30 protein-coding genes are annotated in these 18,907 nt (G+C 44.9%); 29 read left to right on the top strand and 1 reads right to left on the bottom strand.

The features are described 5' to 3' along the window. The first annotated feature begins 25 nt into the window (after nucleotides 1–25). The 27 genes from rplN to MHH60_RS10880 all read left to right on the top strand — a co-directional run bounded on the left by rplN (nucleotide 26) and on the right by MHH60_RS10880 (nucleotide 16,374). Nucleotides 26–394: a 50S ribosomal protein L14 gene (gene rplN, locus MHH60_RS11010; RefSeq protein WP_036680556.1), complete on the top strand. Its 369-nt coding sequence runs from the start codon at nucleotides 26–28 to the stop codon at nucleotides 392–394. A gap of 48 nt (nucleotides 395–442) precedes the next feature. Further along, nucleotides 443–796: a 50S ribosomal protein L24 gene (gene rplX, locus MHH60_RS11005; RefSeq protein ID WP_076099615.1), complete on the top strand. Its 354-nt coding sequence runs from the start codon at nucleotides 443–445 to the stop codon at nucleotides 794–796. Between the two features lie 31 nt (nucleotides 797–827). After that, on the top strand, nucleotides 828–1,370 hold the full coding sequence (gene rplE / locus MHH60_RS11000) for a 50S ribosomal protein L5 (protein WP_036680558.1): 543 nt from the start codon (nucleotides 828–830) through the stop codon (nucleotides 1,368–1,370). 49 nt (nucleotides 1,371–1,419) lie between these two features. Then, entirely contained in the window at nucleotides 1,420–1,605 is a 186-nt protein-coding gene (locus MHH60_RS10995) for a type Z 30S ribosomal protein S14 (protein WP_013312154.1), read from the top strand. A gap of 32 nt (nucleotides 1,606–1,637) precedes the next feature. Then, the gene (rpsH, locus tag MHH60_RS10990) at nucleotides 1,638–2,036 is read left to right on the top strand and encodes a 30S ribosomal protein S8 (RefSeq protein ID WP_036680560.1); all 399 of its coding nucleotides are present in this window, start codon (nucleotides 1,638–1,640) and stop codon (nucleotides 2,034–2,036) included. A gap of 30 nt (nucleotides 2,037–2,066) precedes the next feature. Then, nucleotides 2,067–2,609 carry a 50S ribosomal protein L6 gene (rplF, locus tag MHH60_RS10985; RefSeq protein WP_036680562.1) on the top strand — a complete coding sequence of 181 codons (543 nt, stop codon included), beginning with the start codon at nucleotides 2,067–2,069 and terminating at the stop codon, nucleotides 2,607–2,609. A gap of 84 nt (nucleotides 2,610–2,693) precedes the next feature. Further along, nucleotides 2,694–3,062, top strand: a complete 369-nt coding sequence (rplR, locus tag MHH60_RS10980; RefSeq protein ID WP_036680564.1) for a 50S ribosomal protein L18 — start codon at nucleotides 2,694–2,696, stop codon at nucleotides 3,060–3,062. A 27-nt stretch (nucleotides 3,063–3,089) separates the two neighbouring features. Next, nucleotides 3,090–3,587: a 30S ribosomal protein S5 gene (rpsE, locus tag MHH60_RS10975; RefSeq protein ID WP_036652980.1), complete on the top strand. Its 498-nt coding sequence runs from the start codon at nucleotides 3,090–3,092 to the stop codon at nucleotides 3,585–3,587. Between the two features lie 14 nt (nucleotides 3,588–3,601). Then, complete coding sequence (gene rpmD, locus MHH60_RS10970; RefSeq protein ID WP_036680567.1) at nucleotides 3,602–3,787, top strand: 50S ribosomal protein L30; 186 nt, start codon at nucleotides 3,602–3,604, stop codon at nucleotides 3,785–3,787. Nucleotides 3,788–3,827: 40 nt separating this feature from the next. Continuing rightward, nucleotides 3,828–4,268, top strand: a complete 441-nt coding sequence (gene rplO, locus MHH60_RS10965) for a 50S ribosomal protein L15 (RefSeq protein WP_036680569.1) — start codon at nucleotides 3,828–3,830, stop codon at nucleotides 4,266–4,268. Then, complete coding sequence (secY, locus tag MHH60_RS10960) at nucleotides 4,268–5,566, top strand: preprotein translocase subunit SecY (RefSeq protein WP_076099614.1); 1,299 nt, start codon at nucleotides 4,268–4,270, stop codon at nucleotides 5,564–5,566. The genes rplO and secY overlap by 1 nt, the downstream gene beginning before the upstream one ends. A 96-nt stretch (nucleotides 5,567–5,662) precedes the next feature. After that, nucleotides 5,663–6,307, top strand: coding sequence for an adenylate kinase (locus tag MHH60_RS10955; RefSeq protein ID WP_038573451.1), 645 nt, complete (start codon nucleotides 5,663–5,665; stop codon nucleotides 6,305–6,307). Between the two features lie 4 nt (nucleotides 6,308–6,311). Continuing rightward, nucleotides 6,312–7,064, top strand: a complete 753-nt coding sequence (gene map, locus MHH60_RS10950) for a type I methionyl aminopeptidase (protein ID WP_038573450.1) — start codon at nucleotides 6,312–6,314, stop codon at nucleotides 7,062–7,064. An 11-nt stretch (nucleotides 7,065–7,075) separates the two neighbouring features. Next, a complete protein-coding gene (locus MHH60_RS10945; RefSeq protein WP_036680581.1) occupies nucleotides 7,076–7,384 on the top strand; it encodes a KOW domain-containing RNA-binding protein in 309 nt (102 codons plus the stop codon). Between the two features lie 2 nt (nucleotides 7,385–7,386). Further along, nucleotides 7,387–7,602 carry a translation initiation factor IF-1 gene (gene infA, locus MHH60_RS10940; protein ID WP_036652996.1) on the top strand — a complete coding sequence of 72 codons (216 nt, stop codon included), beginning with the start codon at nucleotides 7,387–7,389 and terminating at the stop codon, nucleotides 7,600–7,602. A gap of 53 nt (nucleotides 7,603–7,655) precedes the next feature. Further along, the gene (rpmJ, locus tag MHH60_RS10935) at nucleotides 7,656–7,769 is read left to right on the top strand and encodes a 50S ribosomal protein L36 (protein ID WP_003322638.1); all 114 of its coding nucleotides are present in this window, start codon (nucleotides 7,656–7,658) and stop codon (nucleotides 7,767–7,769) included. 19 nt (nucleotides 7,770–7,788) lie between these two features. After that, nucleotides 7,789–8,157: a 30S ribosomal protein S13 gene (gene rpsM / locus MHH60_RS10930; RefSeq protein ID WP_036680583.1), complete on the top strand. Its 369-nt coding sequence runs from the start codon at nucleotides 7,789–7,791 to the stop codon at nucleotides 8,155–8,157. A 19-nt stretch (nucleotides 8,158–8,176) separates the two neighbouring features. Then, entirely contained in the window at nucleotides 8,177–8,572 is a 396-nt protein-coding gene (gene rpsK, locus MHH60_RS10925) for a 30S ribosomal protein S11 (protein ID WP_019908251.1), read from the top strand. A 130-nt stretch (nucleotides 8,573–8,702) separates the two neighbouring features. Next, nucleotides 8,703–9,647 carry a DNA-directed RNA polymerase subunit alpha gene (locus tag MHH60_RS10920; RefSeq protein WP_036680585.1) on the top strand — a complete coding sequence of 315 codons (945 nt, stop codon included), beginning with the start codon at nucleotides 8,703–8,705 and terminating at the stop codon, nucleotides 9,645–9,647. Nucleotides 9,648–9,681: 34 nt separating this feature from the next. Continuing rightward, entirely contained in the window at nucleotides 9,682–10,047 is a 366-nt protein-coding gene (gene rplQ / locus MHH60_RS10915) for a 50S ribosomal protein L17 (RefSeq protein ID WP_019908254.1), read from the top strand. 317 nt (nucleotides 10,048–10,364) lie between these two features. Next, nucleotides 10,365–11,147 carry a tRNA pseudouridine(38-40) synthase TruA gene (gene truA / locus MHH60_RS10910; protein ID WP_076138442.1) on the top strand — a complete coding sequence of 261 codons (783 nt, stop codon included), beginning with the start codon at nucleotides 10,365–10,367 and terminating at the stop codon, nucleotides 11,145–11,147. A 229-nt stretch (nucleotides 11,148–11,376) separates the two neighbouring features. After that, nucleotides 11,377–11,814, top strand: a complete 438-nt coding sequence (gene rplM / locus MHH60_RS10905; protein ID WP_036680589.1) for a 50S ribosomal protein L13 — start codon at nucleotides 11,377–11,379, stop codon at nucleotides 11,812–11,814. A 20-nt stretch (nucleotides 11,815–11,834) separates the two neighbouring features. Further along, on the top strand, nucleotides 11,835–12,227 hold the full coding sequence (gene rpsI, locus MHH60_RS10900; protein ID WP_025706574.1) for a 30S ribosomal protein S9: 393 nt from the start codon (nucleotides 11,835–11,837) through the stop codon (nucleotides 12,225–12,227). Between the two features lie 228 nt (nucleotides 12,228–12,455). Further along, nucleotides 12,456–13,148: a phosphoadenylyl-sulfate reductase gene (locus MHH60_RS10895; RefSeq protein ID WP_076138443.1), complete on the top strand. Its 693-nt coding sequence runs from the start codon at nucleotides 12,456–12,458 to the stop codon at nucleotides 13,146–13,148. Between the two features lie 37 nt (nucleotides 13,149–13,185). Further along, nucleotides 13,186–14,355, top strand: a complete 1,170-nt coding sequence (gene sat / locus MHH60_RS10890; RefSeq protein ID WP_076138444.1) for a sulfate adenylyltransferase — start codon at nucleotides 13,186–13,188, stop codon at nucleotides 14,353–14,355. 78 nt (nucleotides 14,356–14,433) lie between these two features. Continuing rightward, a complete protein-coding gene (gene cwlD, locus MHH60_RS10885; RefSeq protein WP_038573445.1) occupies nucleotides 14,434–15,174 on the top strand; it encodes an N-acetylmuramoyl-L-alanine amidase CwlD in 741 nt (246 codons plus the stop codon). Nucleotides 15,175–15,264: 90 nt separating this feature from the next. Then, nucleotides 15,265–16,374, top strand: coding sequence for an Mrp/NBP35 family ATP-binding protein (locus tag MHH60_RS10880; protein ID WP_076138445.1), 1,110 nt, complete (start codon nucleotides 15,265–15,267; stop codon nucleotides 16,372–16,374). A gap of 59 nt (nucleotides 16,375–16,433) precedes the next feature. On the opposite strand, the gene gerD is transcribed toward MHH60_RS10880, so the two are convergent. Further along, entirely contained in the window at nucleotides 16,434–17,120 is a 687-nt protein-coding gene (gene gerD, locus MHH60_RS10875) for a spore germination lipoprotein GerD (RefSeq protein WP_076138446.1), read from the bottom strand. Nucleotides 17,121–17,251: 131 nt separating this feature from the next. Between gerD and MHH60_RS10870 the strand changes: the two genes are divergently transcribed. Next, nucleotides 17,252–17,842 (top strand): KinB-signaling pathway activation protein, encoded by a 591-nt coding sequence (locus MHH60_RS10870; RefSeq protein WP_076138448.1) that lies wholly within the window; start codon nucleotides 17,252–17,254, stop codon nucleotides 17,840–17,842. A gap of 242 nt (nucleotides 17,843–18,084) precedes the next feature. Beyond that, nucleotides 18,085–18,906 carry a PPK2 family polyphosphate kinase gene (locus MHH60_RS10865; RefSeq protein ID WP_052097348.1) on the top strand — a complete coding sequence of 274 codons (822 nt, stop codon included), beginning with the start codon at nucleotides 18,085–18,087 and terminating at the stop codon, nucleotides 18,904–18,906. Nucleotide 18,907 lies beyond the last annotated feature (1 nt).

Genomic DNA, 18,907 nt, shown 5'->3' with positions numbered 1-18,907 from the left:
GTTTTTCCGGAAGGAGGAAATTATAATGATTCAACCATTTACACGTTTGCATGTGGCTGACAACTCTGGTGCGAAGGAACTGATGTGTATCCGCGTACTGGGTGGTACTGGACGCCGTACAGCAGCAATCGGTGATTTGATCGTTTGTTCCGTTAAACAAGCAACACCAGGCGGCGTTGTCAAAAAAGGTGATGTTGTTAGAGCGGTAGTTGTTCGTACGAAACGTTCCGTTCGTCGTAAAGATGGATCTTACATCGCATTCGACGAAAATGCAGCTGTTGTTGTTAAAGACGACAGAAGCCCTCGTGGAACACGTATCTTTGGACCAGTTGCTCGCGAACTTCGCGATAAAGACTACATGAAGATCGTTTCCTTGGCACCGGAAGTTATCTAATAAACACGGCACCAATAAGTTGAAGGTTAGTTATAGGAGGTGTAATAAATGCCTAGAGTGAAAAAAGTTCTGGAATCCCATAACAATAAACTGCACGTGAAGAAAGATGACGTGGTGCTTGTGATTAGTGGTAAAGACAAAGGCAAAAAAGGCCGTGTCATCGCTGCTTATCCTCGTGAAAACCGCGTTCTGGTAGAAGGCGTCAATATGGTGAAAAAACACCAAAAGCCAAACCAGCTGAATCCACAGGGTGGAATTATTGAGCAGGAAGCTTCGATTCATGTGTCCAACGTAATGCACATCGATCCGAAGACCGGCAAAGTAACCCGTATCGGTTACAAAGTTTTGGATAATGGTAAAAAAGTTCGGATTGCTAAAAGATCCGGAGAGATTATCGACTAATCTAGCCCTTAAGAAAGGAGGTTAAATCTTCATGGCAGCAAGAATGAAAGAACGTTTTCTTAACGAAATTACACCTGCTTTGATGCAGAAGTTTAACTATACAACTGTTATGCAAGTGCCTAAGATCGAGAAGGTTGTCATCAACATGGGTGTGGGTGACGCTGTTCAAAACTCCAAAGTACTTGATGCTGCAGTTAATGACATGCAGTTGATCGCTGGTCAAAAACCAGTAATCACTAAAGCTAAAAAATCCATCGCTGGTTTCAAACTACGCGAAAATATGCCGATTGGGGTTAAAGTAACACTGCGCGGAGAGCGTATGTATTACTTCTTGGACAAATTGTTCAACGTAACACTTCCACGTGTACGTGACTTCCGTGGTGTTTCCACTAAAGCCTTTGACGGCCGTGGTAACTACACACTTGGTCTTAAAGAACAATTGATCTTCCCCGAGATCGAATATGACAAAGTGGATAAAGTCCGCGGTATGGACATCGTTATTGTAACGACTGCTAAGACGGACGAGGAATCCCGCGAGCTGCTGGGTCAGCTGGGAATGCCTTTCGCAAAATAAAGTCGGTTAATCCATTTTCTCCGAAAATGTTTAGGAGGTGTCAGGCTAAGTGGCAAAAACTTCGATGAAAGTTAAACAACAACGTACGCCTAAGTTTAAAGTACGTGCATATACACGTTGCGAACGTTGTGGTCGTCCACATTCGGTACTGCAAAAGTTCAAAATTTGCAGAATTTGTTTCCGTGAATTAGCTTATAAAGGCCAGATCCCTGGCGTGAAAAAAGCAAGTTGGTAAGAAGTTTATAAACGGGAAGGAGGTTTACACACATGACTATGTCTGATCCTATTGCAGATATGCTTACTCGTATTCGTAACGCTAACATTGTGCGTCACGAGACGGTTGAAATGCCTGCTTCTACTATGAAGAAACAAATCGCTGACATTTTGAAGCGTGAAGGTTTCATCCGCGATGCGGAATTCGTTGAAGATAGCAAACAAGGGATTATCCGTATCTTCTTGAAATACGGCCCTAACCAAGAGCGTGTTATTTCTGGTTTGAAAAGAATCAGTAAACCAGGCCTTCGCGTATACACGAAGAGCAATGAAGTGCCTCGTGTACTCGGTGGTCTAGGAATCGCGATTATCTCCACATCTAAGGGAGTTATGACCGACAAAGAAGCTCGTCAATCAAAATCTGGCGGAGAAGTTGTCTGCTACATTTGGTAATAAACGTCACAAGATAAGGAGGTGCAACACATGTCTCGTATTGGTCGCAAACCAATCGCAGTACCTAGCGGTGTAGATGTCACTTTGGACAACGCCGTTATTACAGTAAAAGGTCCAAAAGGTTCTTTGACTCGTGAGCTTCATAAAGACATGAAGGTTACAGTTGAAAATAACGAAATTACCGTTGTTCGCCCGTCGGATAACAAATTGCATCGTTCACTTCACGGCACAACCCGCTCCGTTGTCAACAACATGGTAGCAGGTGTGACTGAAGGTTTCTCGAAATCTCTGGAACTGGTTGGGGTCGGATATCGTGCAAGCAAATCCGGAGATAAAATCGTTCTGAACGTTGGTTATTCCCACCCGGTTGAAATTACACCGGAAGCTGGTATCGAGTTCGAAGTTCCTGCGAACACGAAGATCATCGTTAAAGGTATCGATAAAGAACGCGTTGGCGCATACGCTGCTAAAATCCGTTCCGTTCGTGAACCAGAACCGTATAAAGGTAAAGGTATCAAATATGAAGGCGAGCGTATCATCCGCAAAGAAGGTAAAGCTGGTAAGAAGAAATAACCAGTTTAAACTTAATTGTAAGATACCCCGTGCATCTTAAAGTGAAGCTGTTTACGGCAAACTGAAGGGAGTGAAAGGGAAGTCATGATTACAAAAGAAGATAAAAACAAGGCTCGTCTCAAAAGACACCTGCGTGTTCGTAAGAAGATCCAGGGAACTACTGAGCGTCCACGTTTGAACGTATTCCGTTCTTCGAAACACATCTACGCTCAACTGATCGATGATGTTAAAGGGGTTACTATCGTATCCGCTTCTACACTTGATAAAGATCTGAGCGCTAACATCGGTAATGGCGGTAGCGTTGAAGCTGCAGCGAAAGTTGGCCAATTGGTCGCTGAGCGTGCCAAAGAAAAAGGATATGCAGTGGTCGTATTCGACCGCGGAGGTTACTTGTACCATGGACGGATTCAAGCATTGGCTGATGCAGCTCGTGAAGCTGGTCTTGAATTCTAGAATAATTCTTAAAAGGAGGTTAACGACTTGCGTGTAGATCCGAACAGTTTAGAACTGACAGAAAGAGTTGTACACATTAACCGTGTTGCAAAAGTTGTAAAAGGCGGACGCCGTTTCAGCTTTAGTGCACTTGTTGTTGTGGGCGACGGCAACGGCTACGTCGGTGCTGGTATCGGTAAAGCCGGCGAAGTTCCGGATGCCATCCGTAAAGGCATTGAAGACGCCAAGAAAAACCTGATTCACATCCCAATCGTAGGAACTTCGATTCCCCATCTCGTTACTGGACACTTCGGCGCAGGACGCGTGTTGCTGAAACCAGCATCAGAGGGTACTGGCGTTATCGCTGGCGGTCCAGTTCGTGCGGTATTGGAATTGGCAGGCGTTGGCGACATTTTGACAAAATCACTGGGTTCTTCGAATTCCATGAACATGGTCAATGCAACTTTGGAGGGACTTTCCCGTCTGAAACGCATTGAAGAGGTCGCGAAACTTCGCGGCAAATCTGTCGAAGAATTGCGCGGTTAAGGAGGGGAACGTCAATGGCAAAATTGCAAATTACCCTCGTACGTAGTGTAATCGGACGTCCAGAAACACAACGTGTTACTGTTAAGACGCTCGGCCTGCGTAAACTCAACACGACAGTGGTTCACAATGACAGTCCTGCAATTCGCGGAATGATCAATAAAGTGAGTCACTTGCTATCTGTAACTGAAATTGAAGGCTAATCGCCTCGCATAAATTAACAAACATAAGGAGGTGCAAACGATGAAGTTACATGAACTTGCTCCAGCTCCTGGTTCCCGCAAAGAACGCAATCGCGTTGGTCGTGGTCCTAGTAGCGGAAATGGTAAAACTTCCGGTCGCGGTCACAAAGGTCAAAACTCACGTTCTGGCGGTGGTGTTCGTCCGGGCTTCGAGGGTGGACAAAATCCGCTCTATCGTCGTCTGCCTAAACGTGGTTTCGTCAATCCTACCCGTAAAGAGTATGCGATTGTGAACCTGGAAGATCTGAATAGCTTTGCAGAAGGAACTGAAGTGACTCCGCAGTTGTTGCTTGAAACTGGTGTTGTCAAGAATTCCAAAAGCGGCATCAAGATTCTCGGCAACGGTGAGTTGACCGTAAAATTGACTGTACAAGCAAATAAGTTCTCTCAATCTGCGGTAGAGAAAATCGAGGCTGCCGGCGGTAAAACCGAGGTGATCTAATGTTCAAGACGCTTAAGAATATCTGGCATGTTGAAGATTTGCGCAAAAAGATCCTGTTTACCTTGTTCATTCTGATTATCTACCGTATCGGTTCGTTTGTTCCGGTTCCTGGTGTGAACAAAGATGTACTGCAAACAGCAAATCAGAGCGGTGACGCTTTGATGGGACTCTTGAACACCTTTTCGGGCGGAGCGCTCAAAAACTTCTCGATATTTGCGATCAGTATTTACCCGTACATTACAGCATCCATCATCGTGCAATTGCTGTCGATGGATGTTGTTCCTAAGTTTGCTGAATGGGCTAAACAAGGGGAGCACGGGAAAAAACAATTGGCGCAAATCACTCGTTACGGTACAGTGATATTAGCCCTGATCCAAGGTTTTGCTACGTCGATAGGGTTTAACCGGATTTATGGAACTCAAATGATGCCGAATGCGACATTTGCTGATTACTTGCTGGTTGCCATTATCTTGACGGCGGGTACTTCTTTCTTGATGTGGCTTGGTGAACAGATTACCGAAAAGGGAATCGGGAACGGGATTTCGATCCTGATTTTTGCGGGAATCGTCGCCGCCATTCCGGGATATATCACAAGTACGGCTAACTCAAGTTTTATTCAGCCGGATCAGGTGTTCCTGAATATTCTTAAAGTCGTTATCGTGCTGATTGTGATTGTAGCGATTATTACAGCAGTTATCTTCGTACAGCAAGGTATTCGGAAGATTCCTGTTCAATACGCTAAACGCGTAGTCGGCAATAAAATGTACGGTGGACAGAATACACATATCCCATTGAAAATTAATGCGGCAGGTGTAATTCCGGTAATCTTCGCCGTATCATTGCTTCAGTTCCCAGTTGTTCTCTCCAGTTTCTGGTCAACACATGCCTGGGCTCAATGGATTGCTAAGTATTTAGCAACCGATGCTCCACTTGGTATGCTTCTGTATGTAGTGATGATCATCGGGTTCACGTTCTTCTATACGTTCGTGCAGATGAATCCTCAGCAGATGGCCGATAACATGAAGAAGAATGGTGGTTACATTCCAGGTATCCGTCCTGGTAAAGCTACAGAGAAATATCTGACTAGAGTAATGTCTCGTCTGACTATGTCCGGCGCTTTGTTCCTAGCTTTGATCTCTGTTCTGCCGATGTTCTTCGGTGCTTTATCTGGATTGCCTAAAGAAGTTCGAATTGGCGGTACATCACTGCTGATCGTAATCGGTGTGGCATTGGATACTATGAAGCAGATCGAGAGCCAATTGATCAAACGCCATTACAAAGGCTTCATCAATAAATAGGTGATAGGTTCCGGTGAAGCTTAAGTTTTTATTCTTCCCGGCACCTATTATGCTGTTTCTTGCTTGGTGGCGAACTTTTGGGGGGAGAGAGAAATCGTGAACATTTTATTCATGGGCCCTCCTGGGGCAGGCAAGGGAACACAAGCGGCAGAAATCGTTAAAGAATTTGGTATTCCTCATATTTCGACAGGAGATGCTTTCCGTTTGGCAATCAAACAGGAAACTCCGGTAGGATTGAAGGCCAAATCATTTATAGATCAAGGTTTGCTTGTACCAGATGATGTGACCATTGGGATAGTCGAAGAACGGTTGCAGCAGTCCGATTGCGAAAAAGGATTTCTATTGGATGGTTTTCCAAGAACTCTTTCGCAAGCGGAAGCGCTGGATGATATTCTTAGCCGTTTGAACACTTCTTTGGATCATGTCATCAACTTGAATGTTGACCGTGGATTGCTAATGGCGCGTCTTACTGGACGTCGTATCTGCAGCGTTTGCGGAGCATCCTACCATTTAATCTTCAACCCGCCGAAGCAAGATGGCATTTGCGACATTGATGGCGGTGAATTATATCAACGTCCGGATGACAACGAAGAAAGTGTAGGCAAGCGCCTGGATGAGTATGATAATAAAACAGCGCCGCTGCTTGCATTTTATGATAATAAAGGTCTTTTGCGTCAGGTAAACGGGGAAAACGAAATTAATGTCGTTACTTCTGAAATCGTGTCTTTAATGCGGGGTTAATGTAATGATCATTTGTAAATCCGAACAGGAACTTGCCTTTATGAGGGAAGCTGGTCGAATTGTTGCCGAGAGTCACCGTCTTATTGCTCAGGCCATTGAGCCTGGCATTACAACGGGCGAGCTCGACAGAATCGCCGATCAATACATTCGCAGTCAAGATGCTGTGCCGTCTTTCAAAGGCTACAACGGTTTTCCTGCCAGCATTTGCGCTTCAGTCAACGAACAATTAGTGCATGGATTTCCAGGTAAACGTAAACTGATCGAAGGCGATATTGTTACGCTGGATATCGGTGCAGAGTACCGCGGTTATCACGGTGATTCCGCCTGGACCTACGGTGTGGGCAGCATTTCCGAAGAGGCTCAGCGTTTGCTGGACGTTACGGAAGGCTCCTTGTACGCGGGACTGGCGTTAGTTAAGCCGGATGTGCGCTTGTTTACAATCTCCCATGCTATTCAGCAATACATCGAAGAGGCTGGTTTCTCAGTCGTACGTGAGTATGTTGGTCATGGTATTGGGGCAAAACTGCATGAAGAACCGCAAATTCCGAATTATGGCATAGCGGACCGCGGACCACGTCTGAAACCGGGTATGGTGCTCGCGATTGAGCCGATGGTAAACGCAGGAAAGAGACATGTCAGAACACTGGAAGATAACTGGACTGTCGTTACGGTTGATGGCTCACTATGTGCTCACTTCGAGCATACAGTAGCAGTTACTCCGGACGGCATGGAAATTTTCACAAAACTGAATGCGTAGGTGATCTCCACTTGAATACTGTGAGCAGCCCGCAGGTTGGTCAATTAGTGAGAATTCTCAAAGGCAAAGATGCCGGAGAGGCAGCCGTTGTTATCGCAGTTGTTGATAGCAGATTTGTATACATTGCAGATGGAGACAAACGTAAGTTTGATGGGCCAAAGAAGAAGAATATTCTTCATCTTGAGCTCATACCCTTCATCAGCAGTGAGGTTGTGGACAGTTTGAAGGAAACTGGGCGGGTAACAAACGGAAAGCTGCGATTCGCAGTCATGAAGTATGCTGGACCCACCGGAATAAGTGCTGATGAGAAAGGAGACTAACTGTGGCTAAGGAAGATGTCATTGAAGTAGAAGGTACTGTCCTTGAACCGTTGCCAAACGCAACGTTTAAGGTTGAGCTTGAGAACGGTCATCAAATACTTGCCCATGTATCCGGTAAATTGCGGATGCACTTTATCCGTATTTTGACCGGAGACAAAGTGGTCGTGCAGTTATCGCCTTATGATTTATCAAAAGGTCGTATAACTTACCGTAAATAGATGGGAACTACGAAAAAAGTTTTGCTTCGCAAAACTTTGAGGAGGTAATTAACATGAAGGTAAGACCTTCTGTAAAGCCCATTTGCGAGAAATGTAAAGTAATCCGCCGCAAAGGGACTGTTATGGTGATTTGCGAAAATCCGAAACACAAACAAAAACAAGGTTAAGAAGGGGGTGTAGCGTAAAATGGCTCGTATAGCTGGAGTGGATTTGCCACGTGACAAACGCGTTGAGATCGCCTTGACTTATATTTTCGGAATCGGTAAAACGACTTCTCAGAAAATTCTTAATGAAACAGGCATTAGCGCTAATACACGTGTCCGTGATTTGACGGAAGATGAAGTCAGCAAACTGCGTGAAACGATCGACAAAACGGTTAAGGTTGAAGGTGACCTGCGTCGTGAAATTTCCTTAAATATTAAACGTCTTACTGAGATCGGCTGTTACCGCGGTGTTCGCCACCGTCGTGGATTGCCTGTTCGCGGTCAACGTACTAAAACGAATGCCCGTACCCGGAAAGGCCCGCGTCGTACGGTAGCAAACAAAAAGAAATAATAAGGGGGGATAAGAGACAATGGCTAAACCGAAAAAAGTCGTACGTACCAAACGTCGCGACCGTAAAAATATCGAATCCGGCGTGGCACATATTCGTTCCACGTTCAACAACACCATCGTTACCATCACGGATCCTCACGGAAATGCAATTTCCTGGGCAAGCTCCGGCGGCCAAGGATTTAAAGGTTCCCGTAAGTCCACTCCATTCGCAGCGCAAATGGCAGCTGAATCAGCAGCTAAAGCAGCTATGGAGCACGGCATGAAGTCGGTTGAGGTTATGGTTAAAGGACCGGGCGCGGGCCGCGAAGCAGCCATCCGTTCCCTTCAAGCTGCAGGGCTTGAAGTTAACCTTATTAAAGACGTAACTCCGGTTCCTCACAATGGATGCCGTCCGCCTAAGCGTCGTCGCGTATAGTGAAATCAGTATTGTGAATGTGGTATAATTCTGACGCATCTGCTAATAATAGGTGTTTAGGCATACTACATGATGCACCTGATGGGGTGACAGTTTCATATAGGAGCGACGTTGAAGGAGGGGTAAACTCGTGATAGAAATCGAAAAGCCGAAGATTGAGACCGTAGAAGCTAATGATGAAGGTACCTATGGGAAATTCGTAGTTGAACCGCTGGAACGTGGGTATGGCACGACTCTGGGGAACTCGCTTCGCCGGATATTGCTTTCTTCGCTTCCAGGAGCCGCAGTGACTTCGGTCCAAATTGACGGCGTTCTGCATGAGTTCTCGACCGTTCCAGGCGTAATGGAAGATGTGACGGAAATCATTCTGAACCTTAAAGCCTTGTCTCTGAAGATTCATTCAGACGAGGAAAAAGTGTTCGAGATTGATGCTGAAGGGGAAGGCATCGTTACCGCAGGTGATATCCGTGCGGACAGCGATGTTGAGATCCTCAATCCGGATCTTCACATTGCAACGCTGGGACCTGGTGCGAGACTTCATATGCGTATTTTTGCAGGCCGTGGTCGCGGCTATGTCCAAGCGGACCGGAACAAACGTGACGATCAGCCAATTGGTGTTATTCCAGTTGACTCCATCTACACTCCAATTTCACGCGTTAACTACGGCATAGACAATACACGTGTTGGTCAAGTGACTAACTACGACAAATTGACGCTTGAAATTTGGACAGATGGAAGTATCAGACCGGAAGAGGCTGTAAGCCTCGGAGCCAAAATTTTGAACGAGCACCTCGTTCTGTTCGTAGGTCTTACGGACGAAGCGAAAGACGCCGAAATTATGGTTGAAAAAGAAGAAGACAAAAAAGAAAAAGTACTTGAGATGACAATCGAAGAGCTTGATCTTTCTGTTCGTTCCTACAATTGCCTCAAACGTGCTGGTATTAATACCGTACAAGAGCTTACCACGAAGACTGAAGAAGATATGATGAAGGTGCGTAACCTTGGTCGCAAATCTTTGGAAGAGGTTCAGGAAAAGCTTGAGGAACTTGGTTTGGGTCTCCGCACAGAAGAATAGCTGCAGATTGCTTTAGTAAAGGAGGGAAAACACAATGGCATACCAAAAATTGGGCCGTGATTCCAGTGCGCGTAAAGCGTTATTTCGCGACATGGTAACGGATCTGTTTTTATACGAGCGCATCCAAACAACGGAAGCTAAAGCGAAAGAAGTTCGTTCTATCGCTGAAAAGCTGATCACTAAAGCTAAAAAAGGTGATCTTCATGCTCGTCGTCAAGTAGCTGCATTTGTTCGCCGCGAGACTGTTGATGGTGAACAAGATGCAATTCAAAAATTGTTCTCTGACATTGCTCCTCGTTACACTGAGCGTCCAGGTGGATACACTCGTATCCTTAAACTAGGACCTCGTCGTGGCGACGCTGCGCCTATGGTTTATCTTGAATTGGTAGACCGCGCGTAGTATCACAAGTATTGATTTCCGATGCTTCCCTTTCATCCAGCCCTCTTTGGAGTAAAGATGGGGGAAATATCAGCGTTATTGTGCTGCAGAGGCGCAAGACTCTGCTGTACTAATAACCGTGGGAATCACCTTGGTTCAATTGAAGGAGCTCCCGCAGGGGCTCTTTTTTTTGAAATTAAGGATCCTATAGGACTTGTAGTTCTATATATGAAAAATGGATGCCGTCCTTTCAGGGACGGCGAAGCCATTTCTTCAAATAGAAGATCAGACAGTGCTTCGATCGACGTTCTGCTGACCGGTTTAAAAAGGAGAACGGAATGCGTAATCTATTGATGAAGGTCAATTATGACGGAACGAATTATGATGGCTTTCAGACCCAGCCTCAGGGCAATACGATTCAGGATCGGCTGGAGCAAGCCATACTCCATCTGACAGGTGAGAAGCTTAAGATTACTGCTTCAGGCCGCACAGATGCCGGAGTACATGCCTATGGCCAGCCTTTTAACTTTACAACCTCCTCCCGAATCCCAACTGAACGTTGGTGTCTAGCGCTTAATGCCCGGCTGCCACAAGACATCGTGGTTACAGAGGCTAGGGAAGTTCCGCTAACGTTTCACTCTCGTAGAGGGGCTAAGCGTAAAACTTACCGATACACGATTAATGGCAACAGGTTTCCAGATCCGTTTCAACGGCGCTGGCAGCTTCACCATCCAGTGAAGTTGGATATTCCTGCGATGCAGCAAGGCTTAACGCAAATTATAGGGACACATGACTTCACTTCGTTTGCATCACGACGGTCTACGAAGACTTCTCATGTACGAACGATCTTTGAAGCTCATATGGAAGTAGATCGCAGGATGTGCCGACCCTCTTCATCAGATCAAGGAGTTATCCATACTTATATAACGGGTAGTGGATTTCTTCAGCACATGGTTCGCATTATTATGGGGACTTTGATCCATGTGGGGGAAGGTAAAATACCTGCTGATAAGGTTGCTGAAATATTGGCAGCATGTGATCGATCACATGCTGGTCCAACAGCTGTGGCCATGGGGTTAGCTTTGTGGAGTGTTGAATATGACGAGATTGAAAGTGAATAGTTTTTTCTATAAATTTCTTCCTAATTAATAGGCTAAATGTTTAAAAATCACTTGCACTTGTTATGTTTATACTGTAATATAAAAGTTGTGTTTTCTTGATGGCTATCCCACAGCCCCGATCAGGAAAATGCCAAAAAAATGCTTTGCTTAACTCACATAATCGTAATTCAATGAGAAACAAGATATACGAAACAGAAGATTTTCGTACGAGAACAAGGAGGAAACATTCATGCGTACCACCTATATGGCGAAGCCGAACGAAGTTGAACGCAATTGGCACATTATTGATGCCGAAGGCAAAACACTCGGTCGTTTGGCCAGCGAAGCCGCTGCTTTGATCCGTGGCAAACACAAACCGCAATTCACTCCACACGTTGATACAGGAGATTTCGTTATCGTAATCAACGCTGAGAAAATTCACTTGACCGGTAAAAAATTGCAAAACAAAAAATACTACCGTCACTCGATGCACCCAGGTGGTTTGAAAGTTACTAATGCTGAAACTCTGCTGAACACTAAACCAGAACGCGTAATTGAATTCGCGGTTCATGGTATGATTCCTAAGACTCGTCAAGGGGACCACATGAAGCTGAGATTGAAAGTATATGCAGGCGCCGAGCATCCACATGCAGCACAAAAACCTGAAGTTTACGAACTTCGCGGATAAGAATAGAGGAGGACAGTTTCATGGCACAAGTACAATACTATGGGACAGGTCGTCGTAAACATTCGGTAGCACGTGTTCGCCTTGTACCGGGTGAAGGACGCATTGTCATTAACAAACGTGAGATGGACGAATATTTCGGTGTGGAAACACTGAAAATGATCGTAAAACAACCTTTGAACCTGACTGAAACACTGGGCAACTACGATGTAATCGTTCTTGCACATGGTGGCGGCATTTCCGGTCAAGCTGGAGCAATTCGTCACGGTATCTCCCGTGCATTGCTTAAAGTTGACCCTGAATATCGCGGTGCATTGAAGAAAGCCGGCTTCCTGACTCGTGACCCACGTATGAAGGAACGTAAGAAATACGGCTTGAAGGCTGCACGTCGTGCGCCTCAGTTCTCGAAACGTTAATATCTACAGAATTCAACCCTTGGCCTTATGGCCGAGGGTTTTATTTTTAATTGCCCCTTTCCACAAGAAATGGGCTTTTTTTGCATCTATTTACTAATTCTAACGGTTGAAACGCATTGACTTCCTCAGTAAAAGTTATATACTATTTCATATAGAATTAGTTGGTTTTATTACTTCTTTTACCTCATTTATTCATACGATTAATATTTTGGATGGAGGAATACCTTAATGAACCTGCTCGAGAAAGAGGATTTAATCAAAGTTAAGGCCGAAGAATTAGAAACTGCTTCACCCGAGGAAATTATCCGCTGGGCTGTAGAAACATTTCCTAACATTACTTTTGCCTGCAGCTTTGGTGCCGAAGATGTAGTGCTAGTTGATATGCTTCACAAAGTTAGTCCGTCTACAGACGTCTTTTATCTCGATACAGATTATCACTTTAAGGAAACCTATGAGACCAGAGATTTAATGGCAGATAAATACGGACTGGAGTTCGTACGAGTGTCTCCACAAATCACTCCGCAGGAGCAAGCACTTCAACACGGTGAAGCGTTATGGACAGTGGATCCTAACCAATGCTGTGGAATTCGTAAAGTAGAGCCGCTGACTCGTATCCTATCTCAATATGAAGCCTGGATTACAGGTATTCGTCGTGACCAAGCACCCACCCGTGCTAATGCCAAAAAGGTTGAGTATGATTATAAATTTGGTTTGGTTAAGTTTAATCCAATCGCGGATTGGACAACCGAGGATGTATGGAACTATATTCGTGAAAATGATGTAATTTATAACCCTCTACATGACCGTAACTATCCAAGTATCGGCTGTGAGCAATGTACGCGTCAGGTTATGCCTGGTGAAGATCCGCGTGCTGGACGTTGGGCTGGATCAGAGAAGACTGAGTGCGGATTACACAAGTAAGACCTATCCCCGTGAGAACCCAGAAGGAGAGACGATAATGACTTCAATACGTCCGCATGGCGGAACATTAGTTAACCGTGTAGTAGAGGGTACAGAAAGAGAAGAATTGCTGCAGCTTGCACGTGAATATAAGGCGATTGCCGTGAACACCTGGACTTTATCTGATTTGGATCTAATAGCGGTAGGTGCATTTTCTCCACTGACTGGATTTTTGAATGAACAAGATTATCACTCCGTAGTCAAAAACATGCGTTTAGCAGATGGCACAGTGTGGAGCATTCCAATAACACTTGCTGTAGAAGAGGATGTGGCCTCTGGTTTAGCTATTGGAGACAAAGTATCTCTAATCGGTGAAGAGGATGGCGAGATCTACGGTTTATTGGATATTGAGAGTATTTATACGGTTGATCAAAACCTTGAAGCGCAAAATGTATTCAAAACAACAGACCGTGAACATCCAGGAGTAAGTAAGCTGTTGGTCCGACCGGCTACCTATGTAGGAGGACCAATTACAGTGCTGAATAGACCACAGCCAGAAAAGTTCGGAGAATTTTATTTTGACCCTTCAGCTACACGTAAGATATTTGCAGACAAGGGCTGGAGAACAGTTGTAGGCTTCCAGACGCGTAACCCAGTTCATCGTGCACATGAATATATTCAGAAGTGCGCTATGGAGGTTGTAGACGCTCTGTTCTTAAACCCGCTAGTGGGTGAGACGAAGTCTGATGATGTACCGGCAAATGTACGAATGAAGAGCTACCTGGCGCTTTTGGAGAATTATTATCCTGAGGATCGTACCTTTCTAGGTGTTTTCCCGGCGGCCATGCGTTATGCAGGTCCGAGAGAAGCGATTTTTCATGCTATGGTTCGCAAAAATTACGGCTGCACCCATTTTATTGTCGGACGTGACCATGCGGGCGTAGGTGATTACTACGGAACTTATGAAGCGCAAGAAATTTTCGCGAATTTTACCGCTGAGGAACTTGATATTACTCCATTATTTTTTGAACACAGCTTCTTCTGTAAAAAATGCGGAAATATGGCTTCCAGTAAAACCTGCCCGCATCCTGGCGACGATCATATGACTTTGTCGGGTACAAAGGTACGGGCTTTGCTTCGGGAGGGTCAATGTCCGCCTCCTGAATTTACGCGACCTGAGGTTGCGCAGATTCTAATTGAAGGCATGACTCAAGAAGTAACAGCTTAATCATCGTTAGCTAGTACTATTTGGCCTTCTTGTCCCATATAGATGAGTATTATCTATCGGGACGAGGGGGTCTTTGTTATGTCTGGCCGAAAACACAGTAAAGTCTCGGTCTGGATCTCATGGAGCAGTATCAAAAAATGTATGCTGGGCGCGACACTGCTGGCTATAATGATCGGCATTATAGCGTATGACATGCCTACTGCCAAAACGTTAAACTATTGGAGTCTTCCTTTGTCTGGTAAAGTGATCGCTATCGACGCTGGACATGGGGGAGCAGATGGAGGGGCAGTTAGCCGGGAAGGGCTAATTGAGAAAGACATTAATCTCGCGGTCTCTCTTTATTTACGTGATTACCTGCAACAGGCAGGGGCTATTGTTGTGATGACCCGTGAAGGGGATTATGATTTGGCTCAGGAGGGCACTAAGGGCTATTCTAAGCGCAAGACTGAAGATCTTAAGCAAAGAGTAAGAAGCATTGAAGAGAAGGGCGCAGATCTTTTTATAAGCGTTCACATGAACAGCGTGCCTTCGAACCGATGGAGCGGGGCGCAGACCTTTTACTATCCCAATCACAAGGATAATAAAGCTATCGCAGAGTTTGTACAGAGTGAGCTGAAGACTACACTGGAGAATACTGATCGTGTAGCTAAGACTGTAAATACTGTTTATCTACTAAAAGCATTAAAAATACCTGCGATCCTTGTAGAGGTCGGTTTTTTGTCGCACCCTCAGGAATCAGTTCTGCTCGGAGATGATGTTTATCAACGCAAGGTAGCGACTAGTATATATCGTGGCATTCTTCGTTATGCTTCCGAGTAGCCGGGACTACTCATCAGGAGATGGGTAATGCTATAATAGACAAAAACTCCGGAAGAATTCTCCTCCGGAAAGGAAACAGAGGTGCTTTCCATGCTGACTAGGGAACATATCCAGGAAATACTGCAGTCAATAACAGACCCGGAAACCGGAAAAAGCCTTGTGGAACTACAGCTGATCCGTGACATTATGATTAAAGAAGATCGTATTTCTTTGTCAATCGTATGTCTGGATCCTGAAGAGCAAAGTCGCATGGACCTAGAACAACGGGTTCGTGAGTTACTTGAGGCGGGTGGAGTCACTAATGTACATATCCGGCTGCGTGATGCAACCGATTATGAACGTGCTCTGCTACGCGGAGAGAGTGCTGGGGAAGAGCCATTGGCTGATGAACCGGGAAAACTTAAGGGGCATGCAGCAGGCCTTGACGATCATGAATTAATCAATGAGAACTCTGGTGTTAACTTTATCGCCATTGCCAGTGGTAAAGGCGGTGTTGGAAAGTCTACGGTTACTGTGAATTTGGCAGTAGCTTTGGCTAGAAAAGGTAAAAAGGTTGGATTGATTGATGCGGACATTTATGGGTTTAGCATCCCTGATATGATGGGAATCGAAGAGGGACCCGTTGTAGAAGAGGGAATCATTATTCCTGTGGAACGTTTCGGAGTGAAGGTCATGTCTATGGGCTTCTTTATCCGTGAGAATAGTCCGGTAATTTGGCGGGGACCTATGCTTGGCAAAATGCTGCGCCAATTCTTCGGTGATGTGGGCTGGGGAGAACTTGATTATATGTTGCTTGATCTTCCTCCAGGTACAGGTGATGTGGCGCTTGACGTACATCAGATGCTCCCTCACAGCAAAGAGATTATTGTTACTACCCCTCATGCTACCGCAGCGTTTGTGGCGGCTAGAGCGGGCTCTATGGCTCTGCAGACAGAACATGAGATTATTGGGGTCATTGAGAACATGGCTTATTATGAGTGTAAAGACTGCGGTAAAAAAGATTATATTTTTGGCAGAGGCGGAGGCGCTCGGCTTGCGGAGACACTCCATACGGAGCTGCTTGCACAAGTTCCATTGGGCGCACCGGACAACCATATTTCTGAACCGGATTTCTCACCTTCCGTATACAAGGAAGATACAGCAACTGCGTTGTTGTTTGCTGATATCGCCGATAAGCTGATTGCGAAATATGAGCACTAATTATTGTGCATAAAAAGAGGCCGTCCCACTTTGTTAGGTGGGATAAGGCCTCTTTTTTGTTACGTGCTTGAATCATCGCCGCTACCGCTGCCACTTTCACCACCGCTGCCGCTGCCTTCCTGCTTACCGCCGCTGTCTCCGCCCTTTTTCTGTTCCTTCGGTTCGAGCTCGTCCTGAACGACCTTTTTAAGTAAATTCAATACCTCCATCCGGAATAATGGAGTCTGCATAGATTCCTGGATGGTCTTCATGGATTGCTTTCGGTAGTCAGGTGTTTTGGTGAGATTAAGAAACATGGTCATCATTTCTGGAGACTTCATGATTTCTTCCACGGATTTTTGATATGTGGGATCTTTAATTAGTTGCAGGTGTAATTCTTTGCTTTGTGATTGAATGGCTTTAGCAAAATCACCTGCGAATTTGGGATCAGTCATAATTTTCTCGATTTCCTTTTGATATTCTGGTGCAGTGAGGGTATCTTTAACAGCGGTTTTTATATCCTCTGTTGTTTGAAGTGGCATCATTTTCATACTCATTCCGCTGGTGCCTCCAGAACTGGAATTTGATAATGATTCCTCAACCGCTTTTTTTCCATCTTCACTTTTTAATATATCAATAACCATGGTCTTCATTTCTTTATAACTGCCCTGACCAGAAGAAGAACTGCTCTGCTCACTTCCGCAAGCCGTTAAGGCCATAACAAAGCTTAAAGCCAAACCCACAGATCCGATAAATCTCCATTTCATTGGCGCTGCCCTCCTTTATTAGGATTCTCCAGTTGTATTATGCCGCATTAACACACATTTATGTTGCTGATGTAATGGTGTTTTGTCGGTATCCTTGGTAAAATAAATCTGACATAGGGGAGGTGAAGTGGCTGAGTATAAAAAAATGGTTTTATTTATTTTGGACAACCCTTCTAATAGGAGCGGGCGGAGCAGTAATCGCAGGTCTGGCACTGCAATTCGTGAACGGTCGAATTGATTTCAAAAGTGTCGCTGATTTCTTTTTATACCCGCTGATACTATTCGGCTACGGTATGCTTGTCAGTGTTTATGCACAACTTGGTTTTTTTGCTTATCTAATTTTGAATTACATGGGCAATGGTGTTTTCCCGCCGAAAATTTGGAAATACATACAACTAGTGCTTTCTGTGCTCGCATTGCTTGAACTGATTTTTTTGCGTACCGTCGTTGGCGGGGAAAGAAGTGTCTTGTCTGATCTAATACTAGGAATCTTTATTTTGTTAGCTGCCATTATTGTGTCTTATTACAAAGTGAAAAGTACAAACATCTCAGCTTGGATTCCAACCCTCTTTTTTATGACAGCTATTTCAATTGTGGAAATTATCGGCGTGCTCCGTATAGGTGTTGATAGTGCGACAGTGTTTATTGTTGTTCCGCTCATCGCCTGTAATGCATTCCAAATTTTGATGCTTCACCGTATTCTCAAGCCGGCAGCCGGATAAAGGCTGGGGCGAATTCAGCAAATCATGAACCCCGTGCTCTGACCTTCAGAAGACGGGGTTTTTTGCTCTAGAATGTATCCTAACGATTAAAATCCGCTGGAGGAGGTTAATCTTAAAGAACAATAGAGCGGATTCTTTGTGTGTAGCAACGCTCACAAAACTAAGCGTATGCTTCCGAAGCGAGTTTTGTACGAAGTAATACAAGTGTAGCAACGCTCACAAAACTTTTAGGAGGGGAATATATGGACATCAAGCGCTATATGATAAAAGACACAAATGAAATCCAGCTTAACAAGCTGGACCCGGACGATACAGGTAATTTTAAATCAAAAAAAGAAGCAGAAGCCAAAACAGAGCAGTTAAAGGAACGGTTGGCAGAACTTCAAGATATTCTTTTTGCACAGAAAAAGCATTCACTGCTCGTAATTCTGCAAGGGATGGATTCCAGCGGTAAGGATGGAACAGTTAAACATATTTTTTCAGGGATTAATCCACAAGGCTTTATAGTGACCAGCTTCAAGAAACCTTCTCTGGAGGAAGAGGCTCACGATTTCTTATGGAGAGTGCATCAAAAGACACCCCCTAAAGGCTACATCTCTGCATTTAACCGCTCACACTATGAAGATGTATTGGTACCGCGGGTACATGGGGGACTGAAAAAGGATGACTTGAAGCGCCGCTTTCGTTACATACGGCAGTTTGAGGAGATGCTGGTGGAAGAGGGAACGACAATTATCAAGCTTTTTCTGCATATTTCAAAAGAAAAGCAGCTTAAGAAAATCAAAGAACGGCTTGAAGATCCCAAAAAACACTGGAAATTCGACGCAAGTGATCTACAGGAGCGGGAGTTTTGGGATGATTACCAAGAGGCATATGTAGATGTTTTTAAGGAGTCTAGTATTGATAAAGCACCCTGGTACTGGATACCAGCCAATCATCAATGGTACCGCAACTATTTGGCCTTATCCATCGTTGTAAAGACATTGGAGAGTCTGGATCTGAGCTATCCGAAGCTGAATACCCCCACACCCGACATATCGGAGCTCATTTCCCCGCGTCATTAAT

It is taken from the genome of Paenibacillus sp. FSL H7-0716 (assembly GCF_038002705.1).
Classification (GTDB): domain Bacteria; phylum Bacillota; class Bacilli; order Paenibacillales; family Paenibacillaceae; genus Paenibacillus_AQ; species Paenibacillus_AQ odorifer.
This window is presented reverse-complemented; position numbering and strand designations above follow the sequence as displayed.

Excerpts from the sequence above, each read along its gene's own strand:
- rplN (WP_036680556.1), top strand. The coding sequence starts at position 26 with ATGATTCAACCATTTACACGTTTGCATGTGGCTGACAACTCTGGTGCG.
- rpsH (WP_036680560.1), top strand. The coding sequence starts at position 1,638 with ATGACTATGTCTGATCCTATTGCAGATATGCTTACTCGTATTCGTAAC.
- rpmJ (WP_003322638.1), top strand. The coding sequence starts at position 7,656 with ATGAAGGTAAGACCTTCTGTAAAGCCCATTTGCGAGAAATGTAAAGTA.
- rplE (WP_036680558.1), top strand. The coding sequence starts at position 828 with ATGGCAGCAAGAATGAAAGAACGTTTTCTTAACGAAATTACACCTGCT.
- map (WP_038573450.1), top strand. The coding sequence starts at position 6,312 with ATGATCATTTGTAAATCCGAACAGGAACTTGCCTTTATGAGGGAAGCT.
- rplF (WP_036680562.1), top strand. The coding sequence starts at position 2,067 with ATGTCTCGTATTGGTCGCAAACCAATCGCAGTACCTAGCGGTGTAGAT.
- rplO (WP_036680569.1), top strand. The coding sequence starts at position 3,828 with ATGAAGTTACATGAACTTGCTCCAGCTCCTGGTTCCCGCAAAGAACGC.
- cwlD (WP_038573445.1), top strand. The coding sequence starts at position 14,434 with ATGTCTGGCCGAAAACACAGTAAAGTCTCGGTCTGGATCTCATGGAGC.
- rplM (WP_036680589.1), top strand. The coding sequence starts at position 11,377 with ATGCGTACCACCTATATGGCGAAGCCGAACGAAGTTGAACGCAATTGG.
- rpsI (WP_025706574.1), top strand. The coding sequence starts at position 11,835 with ATGGCACAAGTACAATACTATGGGACAGGTCGTCGTAAACATTCGGTA.
- MHH60_RS10880 (WP_076138445.1), top strand. The coding sequence starts at position 15,265 with ATGCTGACTAGGGAACATATCCAGGAAATACTGCAGTCAATAACAGAC.
- secY (WP_076099614.1), top strand. The coding sequence starts at position 4,268 with ATGTTCAAGACGCTTAAGAATATCTGGCATGTTGAAGATTTGCGCAAA.
- rpsK (WP_019908251.1), top strand. The coding sequence starts at position 8,177 with ATGGCTAAACCGAAAAAAGTCGTACGTACCAAACGTCGCGACCGTAAA.
- truA (WP_076138442.1), top strand. The coding sequence starts at position 10,365 with ATGCGTAATCTATTGATGAAGGTCAATTATGACGGAACGAATTATGAT.
- MHH60_RS10865 (WP_052097348.1), top strand. The coding sequence starts at position 18,085 with ATGGACATCAAGCGCTATATGATAAAAGACACAAATGAAATCCAGCTT.
- rplR (WP_036680564.1), top strand. The coding sequence starts at position 2,694 with ATGATTACAAAAGAAGATAAAAACAAGGCTCGTCTCAAAAGACACCTG.
- gerD (WP_076138446.1), bottom strand. The coding sequence starts at position 17,120 with ATGAAATGGAGATTTATCGGATCTGTGGGTTTGGCTTTAAGCTTTGTT.
- sat (WP_076138444.1), top strand. The coding sequence starts at position 13,186 with ATGACTTCAATACGTCCGCATGGCGGAACATTAGTTAACCGTGTAGTA.
- rplX (WP_076099615.1), top strand. The coding sequence starts at position 443 with ATGCCTAGAGTGAAAAAAGTTCTGGAATCCCATAACAATAAACTGCAC.
- rpsM (WP_036680583.1), top strand. The coding sequence starts at position 7,789 with ATGGCTCGTATAGCTGGAGTGGATTTGCCACGTGACAAACGCGTTGAG.
- rplQ (WP_019908254.1), top strand. The coding sequence starts at position 9,682 with ATGGCATACCAAAAATTGGGCCGTGATTCCAGTGCGCGTAAAGCGTTA.
- rpmD (WP_036680567.1), top strand. The coding sequence starts at position 3,602 with ATGGCAAAATTGCAAATTACCCTCGTACGTAGTGTAATCGGACGTCCA.
- MHH60_RS10895 (WP_076138443.1), top strand. The coding sequence starts at position 12,456 with ATGAACCTGCTCGAGAAAGAGGATTTAATCAAAGTTAAGGCCGAAGAA.